This window comes from Parafrankia irregularis (assembly GCF_001536285.1).
Lineage (GTDB): Bacteria > Actinomycetota > Actinomycetes > Frankiales > Frankiaceae > Parafrankia > Parafrankia irregularis.
Genome location: NZ_FAOZ01000017.1, coordinates 58,885 through 79,019, shown reverse-complemented (window position 1 = coordinate 79,019; position 20,135 = coordinate 58,885). Strand labels below are relative to the sequence as shown.

Sequence of the window (20,135 nt, the reverse complement as noted above, 5' to 3'; positions counted from 1 at the left end):
GGTTACGCCGCGCTGTCGGATTGTGTGCCGGTCGTCGGCGCGGGACGCGGATCGGGCGGGTCGGGCGGATCAGGCGATGGGTACGGGCCGTTCGGTGCTTCCGGCGCCTCCGGCGTCTCGTGGAGGCCGTGCCGGGCGTGGAAACGCCGCAGCGGCGCCGGTGCCCACCAGTTCGTGTTGCCGAGCAGGCGCATGGTGGCCGGTACGAGCAGTGCCCGGACGATCGTCGCGTCCACCACGATCGCGATGATCATCGCCACGCCGATCAGCTTGATGAACGTGATGCCGGAGATCGAGAACAGTCCGATCACGACCCAGTAGGTGATCGTCCTGGTCACGACGTCGTGGGGGAGCGCGTCCAGCCTCTCGGTCACGGCCTGCTCGTAGGCCGGGTCGTCGACCGTCATGCTCGTGCTGCGGTAGAGCACGACGAGGTCGTTGCCGGTTCGCCCGAGCGCCGCCTCGGCGCGTTCGAGGGCCCGGGAGCTCTCACTGGCCGGGTCGTCGAAGCCGCTCGTGGTCAGCTCGCCGAACACCTGGGTGCCCCAGACACCGCCGAACACGAAGAACGCCCCGGCCAGGCCGAGCACCCACCACCGGCGACGGAACACCGTCCGCCCCAGCCGCTCGAACATCACTGCTCCCTCGGGCATTCCGCGTGGCGCCTGACCCATGGCACATGGCTCATGGCCGGTTACCTGTCGCTGGTGACTCGTGACCGCGATGCGGAGCGCGAAAATGCGCTCGCCCGGTCTTCGTGGGTGCGTCTGCCGGCCGCTGGCTGTTGGCCGTCGGCCGTTTCCGGCTGCCACGGAGCCGTTGGCAGGACGGATCCGCGGCGGCGAACCACACCCGGGTGCGCCCGCTTGCTTCGGGCCACATTAGGGCCACGTTCTTGACGGGAAGTGGACGTCCAGTGGATCGAGCCTTCTCCGTCGTCGGCTCAGACGTGCGGATCCCTGACCGATGGCCCTTGAGACGGAAAGGGCTCGCACGTCGCCGGCCGTCTGCCCGGCGGATTCCCAACCGGGGGGGGCCGGGGCGCGGCGGCCACGGAAAGCGGACCGAGACGGCGGCGCCTGACGTGCGACGTAAGGCCCGGCCACGGGAACAGTGGTACTACACAGATCGTCAACTAGCCGGTGATGTACTCGGCCCTCACACCACCGATCAGGGGAGCCCGAAGAGCATGCCGCAGCCCACTGTCGTCCTCGTCCACGGTGCGTTCGCCGACGCGTCCAGCTTCGCCCGGGTGATTCCCGAGCTGCTCGCCGACGGCCTGCGTGTGGTGGCGCCGGCAGTGCCGAACCGCTCGCTGGTCGGTGACGCCGAGTACGTTGGGTCGGTCCTCGCGGCGATCGACGGCCCCGTGGTCCTCGTCGGCCATTCGTACGGCTGCGCGGTGGCCACGGTGGTCGGAGCGGCCCCGAATGTTCAGGCGCTGGTCTATCTCGCTGGTTTCGTTCCCGCGCAGGGTGAGGACCTCGGCGAGCTCCAGGGCCGGTTCCCCGACTCCGACCTGGGTCCGGCGCTGATCGCCACACCGTTCCCCGGCGGCGTCGATCTGACGGTCGACGTCGAGCGGTTCCCGGCGGTCTTCGCGCACGACGTCGACCCGGCCGCCGCCGCGGTGCTCGCCGTAACGCAACGGCCGCTGTCCGCGGCGGCCTTCGGGGAGAAGGCACCCGCGGCCGGTTGGCAGACCACCCCGGCGTGGGGTCTCGTCGCCACCGCGGACCACACCATCAACCCGGAGGTGCAGCGTTTCGGCTACCAGCGGGCGGGAGCCGACACGATCGAGGTCGACTCCTCGCACCTGGTGATGTTCTCGCGTCCGGCCGAGGTGGCCGACCTGATCAGGAAGGCCGTGGCGGCGGTGTCCGCCTGATCCGACGGTGGTGCCTGCCTGATCGGACGGCGGGTGCGTGCCGCGCCCTGTGCGCGGCGCCCCGCCGCCCGGATGCGTGTTCTGCCCTGACCTGGCTCCGGCCGGCGGGGCAGGCCGGGCCAGCGGTGGTCAGGTCGGTCAGGAGCCGCCGGCGACCGAACGGTGGACGACCTCGAACTCCAGCAGGGACGCGCCGGAGGCCACGGGACGGGCACGCTCCCCGGCGTGTGCCTCCATGGCCGGGCCCTTGAGCCATGCCTGGAAGGACTCCTCGCTGTCCCAGTGCGTCACGACGAAGTACCGGTTGTCGCCGGCCACCGGGCGCAGCAGCTCGAACGACTCGAAGCCGGGCTGGCCGTCCACGGCGTGCAGCCGGTTGGCGAACCGCTTCTCCAGCTCGGGGCCGGCGCCCTCGGGAACCTCGATGGCATTGATCTTCACGACGCTCACGCCGTTCAGCGTATGACCAACCGGAGGCCGGGCGGAAGGACAGCAGCCATCCGGGCGGGTGACGAGGGCCGCGTGTGGTCGGAGCAGGGTGGGCGGCGGTTTCCGTGTCGCAGGTGCCTTTGCGGCCCCAGGCGCGCGTCAGGCTGAGCCACTGGCATCTCTTTCGGCGCGCCTGGTCGCAAAGGGGAACGCGGGCGCCTCCGGTCTGGGCAGCCCGAACGGTGCTCTGGCGCGTGGTTGATTCCCGCCAGGGGGATGATGTGTACGATTTATCGCGGCATCCTGCTCCCTGGCCCGAGGAGGAGCGACCGGCGTGTCAGGACCGCGTGAGAACCTTGTGGTCAACTTTCGTGCGCATGAGCTGAACACCGGCAGCGCGGCGGGCGCCCGGGCTGACTTCGAGCAGATGGTCGCCCAGCTGGTGGACGTTTTTTACCCCGGTGCCCGGCAGGTGAGTGCCAACCCGGGGGACGGCGGCATCGATGTCTTCCACGGTCGGCTCGACGGCCGGATCATCGTCTGGCAGTCCAAATACTTCATGCCGCAGGTGGTGCGGTCGCATCGCGACCAGATCAGGGAGTCATTTGCTTCCGCGCAGAAGAATGCTCGCGCGCACGGCTATGTGATCGACGAGTGGATACTGTGCGTCCCCAGCTCCATGGATCATCCGACTACGCTGTGGTGGGATGGATGGCGCCGCGCGCAGGAGGCCGAGACGTCGACCAGGATCGATATCTGGGACGAGACCGGTCTGCGGAGCAGGCTCGCCCGGCCCGCGGCGGGTGCGGTGCTCGCGGCGTACTACCCGGCGTACACCAGGTCGCGCACATCGCCTCCGGGCACGGAGGCAGGAGAAGGCATCCCGGCTTCCGTCCGCGGGGCTTGCGACGCGCCGGAAGCCCCGCTCACGACGGACCCCTTCTCGGCCGACCGGCGTCCACGCGCCGGCGAGACAGCTCGGATCGCCGGATGCGACTGCCTTCTCCAGGGCGACCCGCAGGAGTCGCGGGGCGACGGCTGGGTGCTGCGAACAGGCGCGGCGGTGGTGATGTCCGCACGGCCCGGCCCGGCCTGGTTCCGTCAGGTGCTGATCCGCCGGCACGACCCGCAGGCGGACGAGCAGGCCGCGGCGATCGAGATCCAGCTGCGCCTGCTCGACCGGATCGGCGGCCGTAACGGCCTGCCACGGAAGGCCGCGGGCCGGGTGGGTCCAGGCGAGGCCGCGGTCGTCTCGGCTCGGCCGGCTGGCCGGACCTGGCGGGACGTGTTCGGCCCGGTGGCTCCGGCCCGAGCGCGGCCGCTGGACCGGGTGACCGCCGCCGCGCTTCTCGCTGTCGCCGCGGCGGCGGCGGACGTCCTGACCAGGCTGCACGACACGGGGCACAGCCATCGCGCGCTCACCCCGGACGCGGTGGTGCTCCCCGGACCCGGGGGTGGCGCCGCGCTGCGTGACCTCGGACTGGCCGCCGTCGCGCGCCAGCCGGACGAGGGCCCTGCCGAGTACCGTGCGCCCGAGCAGGAGCGGCTCGGGTTCCACGGAGCCGAGGTCGGTTTCCGCACCGACGCCTGTCGCCTCGCCGCCATGACGTACCACTGTCTGACCGGACGACCTCCGGCTCTCGGGAGCCCGCTGCCGTTGCGCGCCTTCGGTCTCGACCTGCCGGATGACCTGGAGGAGATCCTGAGCGCGGCGCTGGATCCGGATCCGGGCCGGCGGCCCGCCGTGGCGGGCCCGCTCGTCACGGCGTTGCGGGCCGGTTCCGACCACCTCGGCCGGGTCGGGCGCTGATGGCGACCGGTGCGGTCACGCTGCCCGCAGGGATCGCCCTCGTGCCGAGCGCGCGAATGGTCGAGAAGATGGCGAGTGCCCGCGTCCGGGGCGAGGACGACCTCGATCCCGAAGGTTTCGTCGACCAGCTCCGGAGAATGTCCGCCGGCGTCCCCGCCCGGCTGGAGACGAAAACCGGGCAGGCCACAGCCACGCTGCGGCTGTACACCGATACCCATATCGCTCTGCTGCGCCCCACGAACCGCAACGACGGTTATTTTCTGAATCATGTCGGCCGGTGGTCGTTCCAGGACCACCGAAGCCTCGCCCAGGGTTTCCTGAGTGTCCGCTGCCCGCGATGGACCGTTCATTCACAGGTCAGGAACATCCCGGCGGGCAGCAGCAGCCATATCGGGGTGCTGACCGATGCCTGGACGACGCTTCGGACGTCCGGATCGCCGGCCGGCCGAATACCCGGGCGGCACCAGGAATACCTCGACACGGTCGAACGTATAATCCTGCGGACCAGGGATCTCGAACGGGACCGGCTCGCCGTCACGCCGATTCTCTACCGCGCCCGCCGGGCAACCCGGGAACAGCGCTTCTCCGCCCGCGGGGTCTACGAGTTCCGGCTGGTCGAGAGATGTCAGATCGCCGAAGGGACGCAGGTTCAGGTCAACGGCGACCGAGGCCTGCGCGGTGTGGTTCTGCGGAGCGAGAACCTGGACATGACGATCCGGTTCGACGACGTTCCGGACTTCGCCCGCATCCCGGCACAGGGTGCGCTGACGGTGCTGCCGAGCGACGTCGTCTACCGGGCTCAGCTGGGGGCGGTGGCGGCCCTGCGCGCGGGCGAGGCGGTCAGCCCCCGTCTGCTGGCGACGCTGGCCGAGCACCGCATCCAGCGCTCCGCTCCGCCGGACCGGTCGGCGGTCCCGGGCCGTGACCTGGAGCGCAGTCAGCTTGACGCGTTCCAGCGCGCACGGGGCGAGCCCGATCTGCTGCTCGTGCTGGGGCCCCCGGGAACCGGCAAGACCTGGACGATCACCGAGATGGCCATTGCCGAGGCGGCGGCTGGCCGGGCGGGCGAGGGCCGGGCGGGTGAGGTCCGGGCACGCCGTGTCCTGGTCACGTCACAGAGCAACCGGGCCGTGGACAACGTCCTGCGGGGCCTGGCCGGCCAGCTGCGGTGCGTTCGCGTCGGCAACCCGGAGGCGCTGACCGGGCCAGCGCGCGAACTCACCGCCGAGGTCCAGGTAGAGGCGCTGAAGGATGACGTCCTGCGCAACACCGAGCCGATCATGTCGGCCCTGGCACCGTTCGCCGACGTCGGCGCCACCCAGGACGACGCCGGAGCCCGGCTTGGGCTGCTGGGCGCGCATCTCGCCGAGGCGCGGCAGGCAGACCGGGACGTCCGAGCCCGGGACGCCGAGCTGGACGACATCACCCGGCGGCTTCGGGCGCCGCTCGAACCGGAGATCGCCCAGGCCCAGGCCGAGATCGATCGGCTGAACGTGGTGGCGGAGCGGCAGCGGGATCGTCACGCCCGGGCCCGGGACCGGTACGAGAAGGCAGCGGCTCGGCGTGTTCCCAGATGGTGGGCAGGGATCCGCCGCCGCGGCCTCGACCGGCGCGACCGGGCGGTACGGGCTGCCGCCGAACGGGTCGACGCCGCGGAGCAGGAACTCGCCACCGCTCGGGCGTGGCATGGCGGCCTGCTGGAACAGGTCGCACTGCTCGTGACCCAGGACAGCGTCGGCGGGCGGCTCCTGGCGGAACGGGAGCACGCGTGGGGACGCCGTGAACGGGCGCTCACCCACACCGCGCGGACCGCGGAGCCGCTGTACGCCGAGCTTGAGCTGGCCGGGTGCGGCCTCACCCGTCCGGACGGCGAGACCGACGACGTCGCGGGGTGGGAGCAGCGGGAGCGGAAGCTGCTCGACGCGGTCGGTCTCGCGCGCACCCGTGCGGCCCTGCTGGACGACTGGCGTGGCCGGATCCCCAGCGCGGACGAGGAGCTCAAACACGAACTGGTCAGCTACGCCGATGTCATCGCCGCGACCTGTATCGGGGTCTCGACGAAGAAGCTGGTCGGTGGGCTGGACTTCGATCTCGCCATCGTCGACGAAGCGGGCCAGATCGCCCTGCCCGACCTGCTGGTGCCGCTCGTCCGGGCACGCCGCGCGGTGCTCGTCGGCGATCACAAACAGCTGCCGCCCTATCTGGACAACGACGTCGCCCAGTGGTCGCGGGAGCTCGTCCCGGGAACGGAGATCTCCGCCTCGGCCGTGGCCGAGACCCGGGACATCGTCGGGCGCAGCGAGTTCGAGCGGCTCTTCGAGCGGATCGGGGCGGAACACGGGGTGACGTTGACGACGCAGCGCCGAATGCCGGAAACGGTCGCAACGTTCATCTCGAACGCCTTCTACGGCGGGGTGCTCGCCACGATCCATCCCGGCTCCGGGCCCGACCCGCTGTTCACCAGCCCGCTGGCGTTCGTCGACACCTCCGATCAGCCGCCGGCACGGCGCGGCGAAAGCCGTGCCGGCGCGAACGGGGGAATCAGCAACCGGCTGGAGGCGGATCTCATCGCGGCGCTGCTCGCCAGCTACGGCGGCCACCATCGTGACTGGGCGGTGATCGTCCCCTATCGGGAGCAGGTCCAGCTCCTGCGGCAGACGCTCGTCCGGCGGCTGGGTGGCCCCGTGAGTGTCGAGGACAACATCGGCACGGTGGACGCCTTCCAGGGCAACGAACGCGACCTGATCATCTATGGCTTCACGCGAAGCAACCGCAACGGCACGGTCGGATTCCTCAGCGAGCTACGCCGCCTCAACGTCGCGATGACGCGGACTCGCAGGCAGCTCGTACTCGTCGGCGATCTCGAAACCCTCGGGAGATCTCAGGATGAGGGCTTCCGCGCCCTCATCGGCGAGCTGCGGGTCACCCTGTCGAGGGTGGGTGACCTGCGTGGTTCCCGGGAGATCGAGACGTGGCTGCATGACACCGCCGGGCGCACGCAGTGAGCCGCCCGTCCACCGGCGCGTCGGCCCGCATACCCGGCGCCCGCACCCCCGGCGCGGGCGGAGCAGGCCTGGGCGGAGCCGGCCTGGGCGGGGCCGGCCTGGGCGGGGCCGGCGAGTGGCTGGTGTTCCCCGACTACCGGGCCCTCGAGCTGGTCATGGCGATGCCGGAGATCCGCCCGCTGCGTGTCTTCTCGGTGCGCTGGCCGCTGTGGCAGGTCGAGGCACAGGCGACCTTCGAGGACAGCCAGCCCTTCGACGTCGTCGACCACTTTCTGCTGCGAGGCATCGTCGACGGCCTGCTACGCACGACGGACGAGCTTGCCCGTTTCCTCGGGCTGTCCCGGTCGCTCGTGACCCGAGGGGTCGAACATCTCGTTCACATCGGCCATCTCGTGGCGGACGGCCCGGAGCCGGGTGTTCTGCGGCCCACGGAGCTGGGCAGCGCTTCGGTCCGGGACGGGGTGCGCTACGTCCTGAAGGAGAGCCGTCAGCTGCTGATGTTCGACGCCTTCACCCATCGCCCGTTCCCCCGGGTCCACTACGACCCGGCGGTGCGCGTCGTCGCCGACGCGGAACCGAATGCGGGAGACCGGCGTGCCTGGTTCAGGCCGCTGACCTCCGTGCGCCCGTTCGAGTTCGACGCGGTGTGGGCGTTGGGGTCACGGCCGGACCGGGAGCGGTTCAACGTGCCGAGCAGGTTGCGGAACCTGCATCCGGTCGGCGCCGCGGCGGCCTGGCTGCCGGCCCACCTCGTCCTCGTGGAAGGTGGCGCGGTGCTGGCCTTCACCCAGGCGGCCCAGGAGCGCGACCGGTTCGTCGAGGAGCTGTGTGGTCAGACGCCCCAGGTCGTGCACACCCTCCTGGGCGAGCGTGGCGTCGACGCACGCCAGACCTGGGTGGAATGGCTACGGGCCCACGGTCTGGGGCAGGGCATGCTGGCCGAGCTTCCCAACGGCGTCTGGCGGGCGACGCTCCCGGCCCGTATGTTCGGCCAGCCGCCCCTGCAGCCTCTGCACCGGCTCGGCTCCTTCCAGGTGAAGGACACCCGTTTCCTGCAGCTGTGGTGCGACGACGAGCAGACTCGGGCGAACGCGGTACGCCGTCGCGCCCTGGCGATCTCCCGCCGGTACGGGATCACCCGCACGGAGTTCGACGACTCGGTCGCCGCCGTGGCGAACCTGCTGGAGGTCCTGGTTCCCACCTTCGACGAGCTGCTCGAACATGCCGCGGAGTCGGGCGCCACCGCGCAGCTGCGGTCCTTGGAAGCCTTGCGGTAGGCGCGTTGGCGCCCGCCGGCCGGCCGGAAGGTCAGACCGTTGTCGGCGGCGGGACGCGTTGACCCTGGCCTGGGCGGGCCTCGGTGGTGGTGTTGCGCAGGTAGGTCAGCACGGCGAGAACACGCAGGTTGAGATGGCCCGGGTCGTCCGCGCCGCGCAGCTGCAGCTTCGCGGTGATCGCCGAGAGATGCTTCTCCACGGTGGCGACGCTGCATCCGAGGGCGGCGGCGACGCCCCGGTTCGCTCGTCCTTCGGCGACGAGGGACAGGACCCGCTGCTCGTGGGGGGTGAGCCGGTCGAGAGGGTTGTCGCGGCGGCGGCGGTCCAGCAGCCGGCGGACCACCGCGGGATCGATGACGATGCCACCCTGATGTACCTGCTCCAGGGCGTCGACCAGGCCGGACAGTGTCGCGACCCGGGCTTTCAGGAGATAGCCGATCGCCTGGGTGTCGTCCTGCAGGCCCAGCAGGCGTTCGGCGTAGACCGCCTCTGCGTGTTCGGACAGGACAAGAAGGCCGATGCCCGGATGCGCGGCGCGGATCTGTTCCGCGGCACGGATTCCCTCGTCGGTGAGCGTCGGCGGCAGGTGGATGTCGAGCACCACCACGTCCGGCCGGCGCCGGTCAACGGCCTGGAGCACCTCGGGCAGGCTGCCCGCGAGACCGACGACGTCGACTCCGCGTTGCCGCAGGGCCGTGCTGAGGGTGTCGAGAAGCAGCCCGTTGTCCTCGGCGATCACGACGCGCACGGTTTCTCCAATGGGTACGGCTTCTCCGGGGGGTACGGCTTTTTCAGGGGGAGTCGAACGCGTACCCGGGTGCCTGCTCCGGCCGGGCTGTCCATCTGGACGTCCCCGTCGACGGTCGCCACCCGGTCCTGCAGATTGCGCAGGCCCGAGCCGCCCCCGGGACGGGCGCCGCCGCGGCCGTCGTCCGCGATGAGCAGGCACAGGGATCCGTCCAGGCCGTCCACAGTGACCTGGACCTCCGCGTGCGTGGCCTGCGCGTGTTTCCCGACGTTCGTCAGCGCCTCGGCAATGACGAAGTACGCGTTGACCTCGACGTCGCGGTTCCACCGGTCGGGCGGGATCCGCGCGGTGACGGGCAGCGGTGCGTGGTCGACCAGCGCCTCCACGGCAGCGGCGAGCCCGTGCTCGACGAGGATGCTCGGGTAGATGCCCCGCGCGAGGTCACGGAGCTGTGTGACCGCCGTCGAGGTCTGCCGGTGTGCCCTGGTCACCAGTTCCGTGGCCAGGCTCGTCGCCGGGCAGCGGGCGTCCGCCCTGGACAGCGCGTGGTGGGCGCTGTCGAGCAGGACCAGCCCGGCGAGCAGCTGCTGTTGCGCACCGTCGTGGAGATCACGTTGTATTCGGCGGCGTTCGTCGAACGCCGCCTGCGAGAGCCGTCGGCGAGAAGCACGGATATGTGTGATCTGCGCCTGCACACTGGCATGCAGGCGGGCGTTGTCCAGCGCCAGGCCGGCGGCGGCCAGGACGGCGTCGAGCAGCGGCCGTTGCCGGGAGAGCGCGGGGTCGTGCGTGAGGATGGCCAGGTCCTGGCCTCGCCGGTGCACGACGGTGCGGTGCCGGTGCCCGTCGGTGGCGACGCAGGTGGGAGACGGGAGCGGCCGGCCGGTGATGTCCACCCAGCCGGGTGCGTCCGGGAGCCGGTAGGCGACCTCGAGTGTGGGGTCGCCGAGAACCTCGGCCATGGCGTCCCGCAGCCGGTGCGGGTCCGGATCTCGCTCCAGCTCGACGATGAGGCGGGCGACGCGGCCACGTGCCACCAGCACTCGCCCGAGGCCGACCAGTGCCGCCGCCGGCAACGTGGCAGCGGCGAGGGCGGCCACGCCGACAAGACCGAGCCGCAGTTCGGGTGAGCCGTCGACCAGGCTGGTGATGCCGCTGCCGACAGCGAAGGCCGTGCCCAGCAGCAGCACGATCCACAGCGCGGCGGTCATCCGGCGCAGCGGCCTGCTGGCGCGGGCCCACCGCACGGCGAGCCGCGCCGCGACCGTCGACGCGAGTACGCAGTAGGTCAGGCTTGACGCCCGTGCGAGCGGTGAGTTGCGCGGTCCGTCTTCCAGCCAGGGCCTGCCGGCGTGGTCGACCAGGTAGCACGCGATCTGGGTGCCCACGCAGGCGGCGTAGGAGAGGCCGACGAGGATCCGGTCGAGGCGGCCGTGGAGCTGGCCGGTCGGCAGGGCGAGCGCCAGATGGGCGATCAGCCCCGCGTAGAGGTAGGCGAGACAGGCACCCACCGCGAACACGGCCGGGTTCTCGCTGTAGGTCAGGTCCCCGAGGAACATGCTGAGGCCGCTGGCGACCAGGAGCCGGGCGACCGCGGGCGTGACGGTGGGCCTGCGGGCGAGCAGGCCGGCCAACAGCAGTGAGAGGCCGCCGGCGCGCAGCGGCAGGCTGGTCACCCCGGGGGAGCCGGACAACCCGAGCATGGTCGCGAGCAGCAGCGCGGCGCCGAGCGGGGCGACAGCCCGGCGCCACCGTGCCCGGACGGGACACGGCCGTGGCCGTGGCATCAGCTCGCTCATCGGCGGCTCCGCGCCCAGAACTGCGCCGATCCCGGAGCACGCCGTCATCCTGCTACCCCTACGACCGCCTAGAAGGTTCCCCTCCCGAGAGGGTCCGGAGATCCCGGATGTTGCCCAGTGTGATCGATCAGAGACTTGTTGTCGTTGGTTGATCGCAGTCAAGGAGAGGACATCCCATGATCTTGATCAGGGCTTCCCGGTTCCGTCGGTGCGTGCGGGCCGCCACCGGTGTGCCGCTGCTCGCGGCGGCTCTCGCGCTCGCGGGCTCGTCACCCGCGCTCGCAAGGCCGATCGGCGAGTGCGCACCGTTGCGCTCGTTCCAGGCCGACCTCGGCTCGGGCGAGGACGACCTCCGGGGCAACTCGGAGGTGATCATCTCGCTGGTCACGAGGTCCCGCGGCGGTGTCGACCTCGCGCACATCACCGGTGGTGTCCCCAGTTACGAGCACCGCCTGATCACACTCGACTACGGCAGCCCGACGATCCCCGTCGACTCCTGCGACGTCGCCGGCGTCACTGTGCGCATGATCTCCCACAACGGCGTGTTCGAGACCACCGACAACTGGGATCTGGACCGGTTCACCCTGAAGGGATTCGACGGCCCATCGTTCTGGGGGTTCCCGCTCGGCAGAACAGGCCTGTCGATCTCGGATCAGTCGTTCCCCCTGCTGCACCGGTTCACCGGGCATGATCCCTTCTGGCAGTTCCTCGACTAGGGGATCCGGTGCGAAATCGCGCCGACCGGGATCGGTAATCGGGAGAGCGCGGTTGAGATCGCCGCTGACGGGTGAACGCGGGTTGTTCGGTCAACTCGGAAGATCTGAGGATTATGGTCGTGCTGGAGCGTGTGGCAAAATCCCGAGAAGCGGTGGATTCGGAGCCCCTGAAACTGGCCTGGCGGTCCGTGCCCGCCCACCCGCCGGGAATCCCGCACCGTCGTCCAGCATCAAAAATACACATTAAGAAGGACAAAAGGGGTGCAGGGTCACCCGGCAATCCGCAAGAAGGAAGGATTTTGGCTGTTGGGACGACCAAAATCCTTCGCTCCTCGGACTCGCCAGTCGATGATCCGGCCGGAGCCGGAGCCGGAGCCGGAGCCGGAGCCGGAGCCGGAGCCGGAGCCGGAGCCGGAGCCGGAGCCGGAGACGTCAGGCGTGGCCGGATGCGCTCCGGGTGGTGGTGGAGGAGGTGGAGATGGTGGATGCGGGTGCGGTGAGCGCCGCGGCCGCCAGATCGAACAGATCGGCGACGTAGATCTCGTAGGAGACGTTGACGCCGGCGCCCGGGTATGGATTCCCCGGGCCTTTCGGGTCCTCGGCGAGTCCGGAGTTCTGCGCGGGGAACTGGCCGTACTCGGCCAGGGCGGTCAGGCACAGGCGGACGAGGTGCGACAGCCGCAGTGGCCGCAGCGATTCGGGAACCCTCGACAGCAGCTCCAGAATCGCCAGGGACACCTTGTGCCCGACCGCTCCCGCCGGCCGTCCGCCGGCCCACCACGGGTGCAGCTGCGGTGGATGGGCGCTGAACCGGCTGAGGAAGCCCACGTACCGGCTGTCCGGCCGGCGTGCCTCCTCCGCGAGCGGGCGCATCAGGACGTCGAACAGCCCCCGCACGGTCTGGTCCTCGCCGCGGGATCGGGCCGTGGCCAGCAGTTCCGCTCGGCGCCGGTCGAGCGGCGGGACCCGGTGGGCGACGATCGCGGCGAGCAGGCCCCGCTCACCGCCGAAGTGGTACTGCACGGCGTTGTTGTTGCCGTTGCCGGCGGCCCGGCAGATGTGCCGCAGCGAAACCGCTTCCAGCCCCTGCTCGGCGTAGAGCCGCTCCGCCGCGAGCAGGAGCCTCAGCCGCGCGTCCTGGGCCCGCGGCGCAGCGGTGACCGTCCGTGGGTCGACCTCCACCGCGGTCGGCGACGAGGGGAGCGCCGTCGGCCCTGCCGGCGTGGCCGGGGGCGGAGCCGACGGCGATGTCGGCGGCACGGCTACCGGCCTTCGACCCGCTCGATGTCGCCCCGCCCAGAGCCGTCCTGCTGCTCGGTGTCGACCTGCTCGGCCTCGTCGTCGGCCACACCGAGCTCGGCCAGCAGGCGGGCCCGCAGGGCGGCGAACTCGGGGTTGGCGCGGGTGCGCACGTCCCCGAGCCGGACCGGCTCGTCCAGCGACAGCCGACCGTCGGTGAGGACGGCGACCCGGTCGGCGAGCAGGATCGCCTCGTCGACGTCGTGCGTCACCAGCAGCACTGCCGGCCGGTGGCGCCGGCACAGGTCGCGCAACAGGCTGTGCATCCGGATGCGGGTGAGCGCGTCGAGCGCGCCGAACGGCTCGTCGAGCAGCAGCAGGCCGGGGGAGCGGACCAGGGCCCGGGCCAGCGCCGCCCGCTGGGCCTCGCCGCCGGACAGCGTCGCCGGCCAGGCCCGCTCCTTGCCGGCGAGGCCGACCTCGGCCAGTGCCGCGGTGGCCTGGGCACGTGCGTCACGGGCCCGCAGGCCCAGGACCACGTTGTCCAGCACCCGAGCCCACGGCAGCAGCCGCGGGTCCTGGAAGACGACGGCGCCCCGCTCGGGGACGATCGCCTTCCCGGTGGCGTCCGTGTCGAGACCGGCGAGGATGCGCAGCAGGGTGCTCTTGCCCGAGCCGGACCGGCCGAGCAGCGCGACGAACTCACCCGCCGCGATGTCCAGATCGACGCCGGCCAGCACCTGCCTGCCGGCGAACTCGCGACGCACCCCGCGAACCCAGACCGCCGGACCGGACGGACCGTTGCTCCTGGGCGTGACGGCAGCTGTGCCGGTGCTGGTGGCGACCGCAGTGGTCATCGAAACCCCTGGGAGATGCCCTGGCTTTCAGGCCGGGGAGGAAGCAGGTCTCCCGCGGAGTGGGGGAGGGAAAGCCGATCCGCCCGGATCGCCTTTGCGGAGAGCGTGCCCGGTGGGGAAACACTTAGGACACGGGGAGGCACAGTTTTCCTGGCAGGCATGCAGGCATCCCTTCGGTAGGGTGTGGCTTCGGAGCTGCGCGAGAGCCAAGCGTGGTTCCGGTGTATTGACTGCGAGTACACGCGCCGACGTGGGCGTGAGTGTTACAGCGAACATCGCCGCGGGGCGCGCGGTGACTGCGCGGGGAGGCATTGGGTTGCCGGTGCTGGTGAACCGTGAACCTCGACTACGCGAAGCAACTTTCGTGTAGCGAAATCCTCCGTGTTCACACGGAGGAGGACGTCAAGTCGCCTCCAGGCCGCGGCGCCAGGCCAGCGCGCGGCGTTCGAGTAGCCGGACAAGGGCGTCGGAGAGCAGACCGAGGACGCCGTAGACCGCGAGACCGACGACGATGACGTCGGTCTGGCCGAACGTGCGCGCCTGGTCCATGAGGTAGCCGATCCCGCTGGAGGCGTTGATCTGCTCGCTCACCACGAGGATCAGCCAGGAGATCGTGAACGCGAACCGCAGGCCGACGAGGAACCCGGGCAGCGCGCCGGGCAGCACCACCCGGCGGATCAGTCCCAGGCGGCCGAGCCGGACGGTGCGGGCCAGCTCCACGAACCGGCTGTCCACGCCGCGGATCGCCGCGAAGGTGTTGATGTACACCGGGAACGCGGTGCCGAGCGCGACCAGGAACACCTTCACCTGCTCGCCGATGCCGAACCAGACGATCGCCAGCGGCACCAGGCCGAGGATGGGAACCGCCCGCAGGATCTGCACGGGTGCGTCCACCAGGTCCTCGCCGAGCTGGAACAGCCCGGACACCAGGGCGAGCACCACGGCGACACCCACCCCGAGCGCGAGCCCGAGCGCGACCCGGCGCAGGGAGATCACCAGGTTCTCGCCCAGGGTGCCGTCCGCCGCCAGGTCGTAGCCGGTGTGCAGCACGGTCCACGGCCCGGCGAGGATGTCAGCCTGGATCAGCCCGGTCGACGAGCCGATCTGCCAGAAGACGACCAGGAGCACCGGCCCGAGCATCCGGCGCAGCCATTTCGGTACCGGCCTGCGGCGGGCGCGGTCCGGGTCGGCGAGCGCGAGCGCGACACGGCCCGGCCCCGCCGCACCGGGAGCCGGAGCGGCGACGACCACCCCGGACGTCGCCACAGCGTCACCGGCTCCGCCGGCCGTGTCTCCGCCGGCCGTGGCCCGGCCGGTCCCTGTCCCGGCGGCCCCGGTCCCGCTCCCGGCCTCGGCGTTGCCGCCGCGGCCACCGAGGACGAGCGAGGTGCTCACGCGAAGGACTCGCCTTCACGCGACTCGGACCGGCTGCCGTCCACACCGACCGGGACGTCGCCGGCGATCGTGATCCGGTGCATCACCCGGTCGAAGCCGAGGTGGCCGTAGTCGGTCGGAACCAGGTGGGCGGTGGCACGGTTGTCCCAGAAGGCGATGCTGTCGGGCTGCCACCGGAACCGGACGGTGAACGCCGGTGTCGCCAGGTGGCTGAACAGCAGGTCGAGGACCTGCTGGCTTTCGGTGTTGGAAAGCTCGACGATCCGCTGGGTGAAGTTCGGGCTGACGAAAAGGACCCGCTCGCCGGTCTCCGGATGAACGCGCACCACCGGGTGCACCGTCTCGTAGGACGTCCTGGTGAACATTTTCTGCAGTTTGCTGCCGTCACCACGCTCCAGAATGATCTGGTTGACGTGCACCGCGTGCAGACCGTCGATGAGGTCCCGGATCGGCTTCGACAGCGTCTCGTAGGCGACGGCCAGGTTCGTCCACTGTGTGTCGCCACCGTAGGGCGGGATGACCACGCCGCGCAGGATGGAGCCCATCGGCGGGTTGTGCACGAACGTCACGTCGGTGTGCCAAAGGCTGCGGACCTGGTATTCGGACGAGACGTCCGCGTAGGCCCGGGAGTCCAGCGGGAAGACCTCCGGGTGGCCTTCGAGCGTCGGCAGGGTCGGGTGCCCCGGGGTGACCTGGCCGAAGAGCCGGCCGAAGGCGATCTGCTGGGCGGGGGTGATGTGCTGGTCGCGGAAGAACACCACCTTCCACTTCAGCAGGGCGGCCCGGACCTCGGCGACGACCTGGGGCTCGATCGGCCCGGTCAGGTCGATTCCGAAGATCTCGGCGCCGATGTAGCCGGACATCGGGCGGATGTCCAGGCCGACCTCCGACCGGGATTCGTCCACGTTCGCGGTTTCGCTGGTGATGGTCACTTCTGGGCCTCCTTGACCGCCGAGTTGTAACGGGCGTCGAAAACCTTCGAGATGTCGACCTTCTTGGGCAGGACGCCGCTGCTGTAGAAGAGGTCGGCGAGCTTCTGCGCGCCGCTGATGCTGGTCGCGTCGATCGGGACGAAGGTGGAGGGGACGCCCGTTCCCACCAGCACCTTCGCAGTGCTGACCGGCACCTTCAGCTGCTCCACGTAGTACTTGTCGATGTATTCCTCGGTGTGGCTGTCACGCCAGTCGACGGCCTTCATCCAGCGCTGGATGAAATCACCGAGCGCGGCCTGCTTCGCCGGGTCGGACAGCACCCTGCGGGTGGTGATCAGGTACTGCACCATCGGCGAGGCATCGGCGCCGTCGATCTTGTGCGCGGTCGGGTTGGCCTGCAGGTAGGCCGTGGAGAGCGGCTCGACCGTCACACCTGCGTCGGCGTCGCCGCGGGCCAGCGCGGCCGAGATGTCGGTGATCGCCAGATTGACGATGCTGACGTCCTTCTGCTCCAGGCCCACGGAGTCCAGCGACCGCAACAGGTAGGCCTGCAGGATTGTCCCGGTCGTGATCGCGACCTTCTTGCCCTTCAGGTCCGCGACCGAGCGGATGGGGCTGCCGGGCTTGGTGGTGAGGGCCAGCTGCCCGGGCGGGTTGTTCCAGGCGGCGATCACCGCGAGGTCCTGCCCGGAGGCCGCGGCGATCACCGGCGGCGTGTCGGCGACGACGCCGATGTCCACCGCGCTCGCCCGGAACGCCTCCAGCAGCAGCGGTCCGGAGGCGAACGTCGACCAGTCGACCTTGTACGGCGTGCCGGTGCTCTGGCCGGCCAGGTCGAGGGTGGCCTTGAGCTGGTTCTGGTCGCCGACGCGCAGCGTGGTGTTGGCCGGGATCGTGGTCGGGTAGCTGGTCACGGCCGTCGTCGGTGCGTCCGCCGAGCCGGCTGAGTCGGCGTCCGAGCCGCAGGCGGCCAGCGCGAGGACGGCGAAAAAGGTGGACATCACTGTCAGAACCGCAGTGCGGCGTGGCCGGCCTCGGCCAGCCCGGAGGGCAGGCGGGAACACGGGACTCCTCGTGAACGTGGATGGCCGCGCGCGGCGCCCTGCGCGACGGAGAAGGGAGAAGGGGAGGGGGAGTGGCGGCCCCGAGGGGGCCGGGCTGGCGCCGTGACCTGCTCACTGAAGCATTTAAGTCAGCTGTTTGTCAACTTAGTTGGTGGAAAAGCTGTACTTGGTCGGCGGTCCGCGCGCGCGCCCGCGTCAGACTCCGCCGGTCGCCGGTCGCCGGTCGCCGGTCGCCGGTCGCCGGTCGCCGGTCAGTGATGAGTGGTCCGCGGTCCGCGGTCTGTCGGTCGCCGCAGACGGGTAGTCCTGCCGTGACGGGCGCCGCCCGCGTGGCGGCCGAACGTCGTCCCTCGACCAGGGAGGCACGGGAGATGAAGATCGCTGTCTTCGGCGGCACCGGGCTCATCGGTTCCCAGGTGGTCCGGATCCTGGCGGCGGGCGGGCACGAGGCCAGGTCGCTCTCGCGCTCCACCGGCGTGGATCTGACTACCGGGCAGGGCCTGCCCGAGGCCTTGGAAGGCGCCGACGTCGCGGTGAACCTGACCAACTCGCCGACGTTCGACGATGCCTCGCCCGCGTTCTTCCGGCGGACGATGGACACCATGCTGACGGCCGCCGAGGCGGGCGGCGTCGGCCACGCGGCCATCCTGTCGATCGTGGGAGTCGACCAGGTGCCGGAGGTGGCCCACTACCGCGCGAAGGTGCTGCAGGAGGACATCCTCAAGGCGGGGCCTGTCCCGTACTCCATCGTCCGCGCCACGCAGTTCTTCGAGTTCGTCGACACGGTGCTGTCCTGGACCGCGGACGAGAGCGTCGTGCGGCTGCCGGCAACACCCGTCCAGCCCATCGCCGCGGCGGACGTCGCCGATGCGGTGGCCGACGTCTGTGTCGGCGCTCCGTTGCGGGGCACTCGCGACATCGCCGGCCCCGAGGTCTTCGCGCTCGATGAGCTCGGCCGGATCACCCTGGCGGCGCACGGCGACCACCGCGCGGTCATCACCGATGACCGCGCGGGCCTGTTCTCCGCGGTGCCGGGGGACGCCCTCATCGCCAGGGAGGGTGCGATCCTCGCGAAGACCACCTACCGCGAGTGGCTTGAGCACCGAGCCGGGTGCTGAGCCGGGTGCTGAGCCCGGTGCGCAGCCGCTACTTCCGCAGGACGATCGGAAGCTTCTCCCAGCCGCGCACCGTCGAGGTGCTCGCGAGCCTGGCGCCGTCCCAGTCGACGTCCCACCCCTTCGGGAAACGCTTCACCAGCTCCTCGAGAACGATGCGTCCCTCCATGCGGGCGAGGTTCGCGCCGAGGCAGTAGTGCAGGCCGTAGCCGAAGCTGCGCTGCTGCGTGATGTCCCGGTGGATGTCGAGGTCGTCGGCGTTGGCGAACTTGGTCTCGTCCCGTCCGGCGGATCCGACGATGAACAGCGCCGTGCTGCCCTCGGGGATAGTCTGGCCGTGGAACTCGACGTCCTTCGTCACGTAGCGGCCCACGGCCTGGCCGACCGGCTCCAGGCGGAGGATCTCCTCCACTGCCTGGCCTGCCAGTGACGGGTCGGCGACTACCTCCTGGTACTGGGCGTGGTTCCTCTCCTCGCCGAAGATCTTGCCGATCCATCCCATGAGCTGGCCGGTGGTCTCGTTCCCCGCACCGGCGATGACGGCGCAGTAGACCAGGATCTCGTCGCGGGTGAGCTTTCGGGTGGTGCCGTCGTGGTCCTCGAACTCCACGTTGAGGAGTTTGGTCATGATGTCGTCGGAGGGGTTGGCGATGCGCCAGTCGAGGTAGCTCTCGAAGATGTCGGTGGAGATCTGCGACGCCTCCGCGTCCAGCTTGCCGCCCTCCTCGGTCTTGAGGTGGGCGACGGTCTGGTCACGGACCGACTGCTGCATCTCCTCGGGAATCCCGACGAGCATGCCGATGACGCGCATCGGCACCTTGTCCGAGAGAATGTCGATGACATCGAAGCCGTCGCCGCCCTGCACCGGGTCGAGCCGGCCTGCGACATATTCACGGATCTTCGGTTCCAGGGCCTTGACGGCGCCCGGCGAGAACAGGCGTGAGACCAGACGGCGGTGGATGCCGTGGCTCGGCGGGTCCTCGAAGATCACACTGCCCGGGGGCATCTCGATACCGGACTTGATGAACTCGTAGATGTTGCCGCGGGCGTTGCTGAAATGCTCGACGTCAGGCAGGCCGCGGTCGACGTCGTCCCAACGCGCGAAGGCGTAGAAGTCGTGCTCCTCGTTGTAGTAGACCGGGGCCTCGTTACGCAGGCGCTTGTAGACGGGGTACGGGTCCACCCAGATGTCGTGGCGGAACGGGTCCCAGTAGAGGTCGGTGGCGGTCATGCGTCGTCTCATTCCTTTACCGGGGTGGTGTTGGCGGCGAGCCAGTTCTCGATCCAGGTACGGGTCTCGTCGTGCCCGTCGGTCAGACCGATCAGACGGTCGTGCGCCTCGAGCTGCGCCAGGCCGGTGGTGAGCAGGAGGATGACCACCGGCGGTATGTGGTCGGCAGCGAGCGACTCGCGGGCGAGGGCGGCGCGTGCGAACTCGAGCTGGGCTGCGCGGAAACGTCGCGCGTAGGTCGCGATCTCGAGTCGCAGTGCGGGGTGACGCTGGGCCAGAGCGACGAACTCCACCATGACTCTACTGGCACCGGCGTCGGAGTTGACCTTCCAGAACCTGCGTAGTGATGCCTCGCCGTCAGTGATTTCGGCCAGGCGCGCGAGGTTTTCCTCGGCCCCGCGCCGGAACGCATCGATGAAGAGATCCTCCATCGATGCGAAGTAGTAGTGGACGAGCTGGTACTTCACGCCGGCGACCTCTCCGATGCGCCGTGTCGTGATGCTGCCATACCCCTCTCGGGCCAGGAGCTGGATCGTGGCATCGACAATCCGGTCACGTGTCTCGTGCGCGCGGGAGCCCCGCGCCCGGATCTCTTGCCCCGCCCCGCTCATGGACGTACTTTTACACGCG

General features: G+C 70.4%; 17 protein-coding genes. 6 read left to right on the top strand and 11 right to left on the bottom strand.

The features are described 5' to 3' along the window. Positions 1 to 2 precede the first annotated feature (2 nt). A complete protein-coding gene (locus tag AWX74_RS41485; RefSeq protein WP_226931312.1) occupies positions 3 to 635 on the bottom strand; it encodes a hypothetical protein in 633 nt (210 codons plus the stop codon). Positions 636 to 1,189: 554 nt separating this feature from the next. On the opposite strand from AWX74_RS41485, the gene AWX74_RS23185 reads away from it, so the two are divergent. Then, on the top strand, positions 1,190 to 1,888 hold the full coding sequence (locus tag AWX74_RS23185) for an alpha/beta fold hydrolase (RefSeq protein ID WP_091280778.1): 699 nt from the start codon (positions 1,190 to 1,192) through the stop codon (positions 1,886 to 1,888). Positions 1,889 to 2,026: 138 nt separating this feature from the next. Here AWX74_RS23185 and AWX74_RS23180 read toward each other — a convergent pair whose 3' ends face one another. Then, positions 2,027 to 2,338: an antibiotic biosynthesis monooxygenase family protein gene (locus tag AWX74_RS23180; protein WP_193209843.1), complete on the bottom strand. Its 312-nt coding sequence runs from the start codon at positions 2,336 to 2,338 to the stop codon at positions 2,027 to 2,029. Between the two features lie 313 nt (positions 2,339 to 2,651). On the opposite strand from AWX74_RS23180, the gene AWX74_RS23175 reads away from it, so the two are divergent. The 3 genes from AWX74_RS23175 to AWX74_RS23165 are packed head-to-tail and all read left to right on the top strand — an operon-like array spanning position 2,652 to position 8,409. Beyond that, positions 2,652 to 4,127 (top strand): protein kinase family protein, encoded by a 1,476-nt coding sequence (locus AWX74_RS23175; protein ID WP_242666370.1) that lies wholly within the window; start codon positions 2,652 to 2,654, stop codon positions 4,125 to 4,127. Next, positions 4,127 to 7,132 carry a DEAD/DEAH box helicase gene (locus tag AWX74_RS23170; protein ID WP_091280772.1) on the top strand — a complete coding sequence of 1,002 codons (3,006 nt, stop codon included), beginning with the start codon at positions 4,127 to 4,129 and terminating at the stop codon, positions 7,130 to 7,132. The genes AWX74_RS23175 and AWX74_RS23170 overlap by 1 nt, the downstream gene beginning before the upstream one ends. After that, on the top strand, positions 7,129 to 8,409 hold the full coding sequence (locus tag AWX74_RS23165; RefSeq protein WP_091280768.1) for a hypothetical protein: 1,281 nt from the start codon (positions 7,129 to 7,131) through the stop codon (positions 8,407 to 8,409). The genes AWX74_RS23170 and AWX74_RS23165 overlap by 4 nt, the downstream gene beginning before the upstream one ends. A 31-nt stretch (positions 8,410 to 8,440) precedes the next feature. On the opposite strand, the gene AWX74_RS23160 is transcribed toward AWX74_RS23165, so the two are convergent. Continuing rightward, positions 8,441 to 9,157, bottom strand: coding sequence for a response regulator (locus AWX74_RS23160; RefSeq protein ID WP_091280764.1), 717 nt, complete (start codon positions 9,155 to 9,157; stop codon positions 8,441 to 8,443). Further along, positions 9,145 to 10,956 carry a sensor histidine kinase gene (locus AWX74_RS23155; RefSeq protein ID WP_114476411.1) on the bottom strand — a complete coding sequence of 604 codons (1,812 nt, stop codon included), beginning with the start codon at positions 10,954 to 10,956 and terminating at the stop codon, positions 9,145 to 9,147. Before AWX74_RS23155 ends, AWX74_RS23160 begins: the two co-directional genes overlap by 13 nt. A 176-nt stretch (positions 10,957 to 11,132) precedes the next feature. Between AWX74_RS23155 and AWX74_RS23150 the strand changes: the two genes are divergently transcribed. Beyond that, entirely contained in the window at positions 11,133 to 11,672 is a 540-nt protein-coding gene (locus AWX74_RS23150) for a hypothetical protein (RefSeq protein ID WP_131799520.1), read from the top strand. Between the two features lie 432 nt (positions 11,673 to 12,104). On the opposite strand, the gene AWX74_RS23145 is transcribed toward AWX74_RS23150, so the two are convergent. The 5 genes from AWX74_RS23145 to AWX74_RS23125 all read right to left on the bottom strand — a co-directional run bounded on the left by AWX74_RS23145 (position 12,105) and on the right by AWX74_RS23125 (position 17,096). After that, on the bottom strand, positions 12,105 to 12,932 hold the full coding sequence (locus AWX74_RS23145; protein ID WP_091280755.1) for a TetR/AcrR family transcriptional regulator: 828 nt from the start codon (positions 12,930 to 12,932) through the stop codon (positions 12,105 to 12,107). A 2-nt stretch (positions 12,933 to 12,934) separates the two neighbouring features. After that, positions 12,935 to 13,768 (bottom strand): ABC transporter ATP-binding protein, encoded by an 834-nt coding sequence (locus tag AWX74_RS23140; RefSeq protein WP_091280752.1) that lies wholly within the window; start codon positions 13,766 to 13,768, stop codon positions 12,935 to 12,937. A 402-nt stretch (positions 13,769 to 14,170) separates the two neighbouring features. Further along, complete coding sequence (locus tag AWX74_RS23135; RefSeq protein ID WP_091280749.1) at positions 14,171 to 15,163, bottom strand: ABC transporter permease; 993 nt, start codon at positions 15,161 to 15,163, stop codon at positions 14,171 to 14,173. Continuing rightward, on the bottom strand, positions 15,160 to 16,095 hold the full coding sequence (locus AWX74_RS23130) for a TauD/TfdA dioxygenase family protein (protein WP_193209844.1): 936 nt from the start codon (positions 16,093 to 16,095) through the stop codon (positions 15,160 to 15,162). Before AWX74_RS23130 ends, AWX74_RS23135 begins: the two co-directional genes overlap by 4 nt. Next, positions 16,092 to 17,096, bottom strand: coding sequence for an aliphatic sulfonate ABC transporter substrate-binding protein (locus AWX74_RS23125; RefSeq protein ID WP_226931314.1), 1,005 nt, complete (start codon positions 17,094 to 17,096; stop codon positions 16,092 to 16,094). The genes AWX74_RS23130 and AWX74_RS23125 overlap by 4 nt, the downstream gene beginning before the upstream one ends. Positions 17,097 to 17,530: 434 nt before the next feature. Here AWX74_RS23125 and AWX74_RS23115 point away from each other — a divergent pair, with 434 nt between their 5' ends. After that, complete coding sequence (locus AWX74_RS23115) at positions 17,531 to 18,277, top strand: SDR family oxidoreductase (protein WP_091281003.1); 747 nt, start codon at positions 17,531 to 17,533, stop codon at positions 18,275 to 18,277. Between the two features lie 28 nt (positions 18,278 to 18,305). On the opposite strand, the gene AWX74_RS23110 is transcribed toward AWX74_RS23115, so the two are convergent. Together AWX74_RS23110 and AWX74_RS23105 are read right to left on the bottom strand one after the other, a co-directional pair. Then, positions 18,306 to 19,505: a cytochrome P450 gene (locus AWX74_RS23110; RefSeq protein ID WP_091280744.1), complete on the bottom strand. Its 1,200-nt coding sequence runs from the start codon at positions 19,503 to 19,505 to the stop codon at positions 18,306 to 18,308. A gap of 8 nt (positions 19,506 to 19,513) precedes the next feature. Next, a complete protein-coding gene (locus AWX74_RS23105) occupies positions 19,514 to 20,116 on the bottom strand; it encodes a TetR/AcrR family transcriptional regulator (protein ID WP_091280742.1) in 603 nt (200 codons plus the stop codon). Positions 20,117 to 20,135 lie beyond the last annotated feature (19 nt).